The following is a 1,388-nucleotide window of genomic DNA, read 5'->3' on the forward strand; positions in this document are numbered from 1 at the left end:
TCCGGATCCGTGCAGGCTTCCCGGCTGGGGCGCGCGTTCAGATCCGAGCGGCCGACCCGGCTGGAGCGGCCCACGCGGCCCTCGGCCTCCCGGACGCCTGCCGTTCCCTTCGTGGCCTTCGTGATCTGAGTGATCTCCGCGGTCGTCGTGGCCTTCGAAGTCGTCGTGGCCTTCGCGGCCTTCGCGGCCTTCGTGCCCTCGGCGTGCCTCGCGCAGCACCCTCAGCCTCCGTCCCCCTGTGTGTCCGTGCTCCGTGTCAGGGCCTCCCTACAGGTACGCGGGGAACGGCCCGTGTGCTCACCGGCCGGCCTGGACGGTGCGGGAGACGGTCCCGGCCGGGACGGTCTGGAAGACCTGGAAAACGGGGCCCGGCGGACGGTGCCGGCGCGGGGGTCTCCCGGGTGCCGTCACTCGGGGGAGGCCGTCGTCCGCTCCAGGAAGGCGAGTTGGGCGTGCTTCTCCGGCAGGTACACCTCGGGCAGGTCCACCTCGGGCAGGACGACGGTGGGGCCGCGGCGGAAGCCCTGGCGTTCGAAGCGGTCGATCGCCTTGACGTTGCGTACGTCGGGGTCGACCACGACCCGCCGGCGGCCGAGGACCCGCAGCACGTACTCCGTCAGCACCTCCAGCAGCGCGCGCGTCCAGCCGTGGTGCGGGCCGGCGGGGCCGGCGGGGGCGAGCAGGAGGTGGACGCCTATGTCGCCGGGGCGGACGTCGTAGCACTCACCGACCCGGTCGGCGGTCGGCTCGTACGTCTGGAAGAGGGCCGCCGGGACGTCGTCCTTGGTGACCAGGTGGGCGTGGTGGGTGTCGAGCGTGGCCATGTGGGCGTAGATCTCGGCGACCTGGGCCCGGGTGAGTCCGTTCATACCCCAGAAGGCGGCGCGTTCGTCGCTCACCCAGCCGTGGATCACCTCGGCGTCGCCCTCCGGGTCGAGGGGGCGTATGCGGACGGTGCCGTAGCCGTCGATGTGCTGGACGTGCAGGTCAGACATGGGGTTCCTCGGTCATGGGGTCGGTGGGCTCAGTGGGGCCCACAGGACGGGAAGGCTCGGCGGGGCCGGAAGGCTCGACCGGGTCCGGGGTGAGCAGGGCCCAGTCGGTGGTCACCGGTGCCAGTTCGCCGCTGAGCCACAACGGGAGCTGGTCGCGGTGGTGGGCGGCACCGCGTACGCCGTCGGCGCCGAACGGCACCACCCAGCGGCTGTTGTCGCGGTCGGCCAGGTCCCAGACGTAGCGGGCGGCCGGGCCACGGGCCGCGCGGTCGGTGAGGCCCGGGACGGCCGAGGTGCACAACACGCAGTCGTGGTCGCCGGCGAGGCCGGGTGCGGCGGTCCCCTCCGGCACGGTGCGCGGCTCGTCCGGCACGGTGCGCGGCTCGTCCGGCA

2 protein-coding genes are annotated in these 1,388 nt (G+C 73.6%); both read right to left on the bottom strand.

The annotated features are described in order from the left end of the window. Positions 1-407 precede the first annotated feature (407 nt). Complete coding sequence (locus tag GT045_RS23690; protein WP_161335363.1) at positions 408-995, bottom strand: GNAT family N-acetyltransferase; 588 nt, start codon at positions 993-995, stop codon at positions 408-410. Beyond that, a partial coding sequence (locus GT045_RS23695) for a penicillin acylase family protein (RefSeq protein WP_161335364.1) occupies positions 988-1,388 on the bottom strand: 401 nt, incomplete at its 5' end. The genes GT045_RS23695 and GT045_RS23690, both read right to left, overlap by 8 nt.

Origin of the sequence: Streptomyces sp. SID486, from assembly GCF_009865385.1 — a bacterium.
Lineage (GTDB): Bacteria > Actinomycetota > Actinomycetes > Streptomycetales > Streptomycetaceae > Streptomyces.

Bases quoted from the DNA above. Each gene is read 5' to 3' on its own strand.
- GT045_RS23690 (WP_161335363.1), bottom strand. From the start codon at position 995: ATGTCTGACCTGCACGTCCAGCACATCGACGGCTACGGCACCGTCCGC.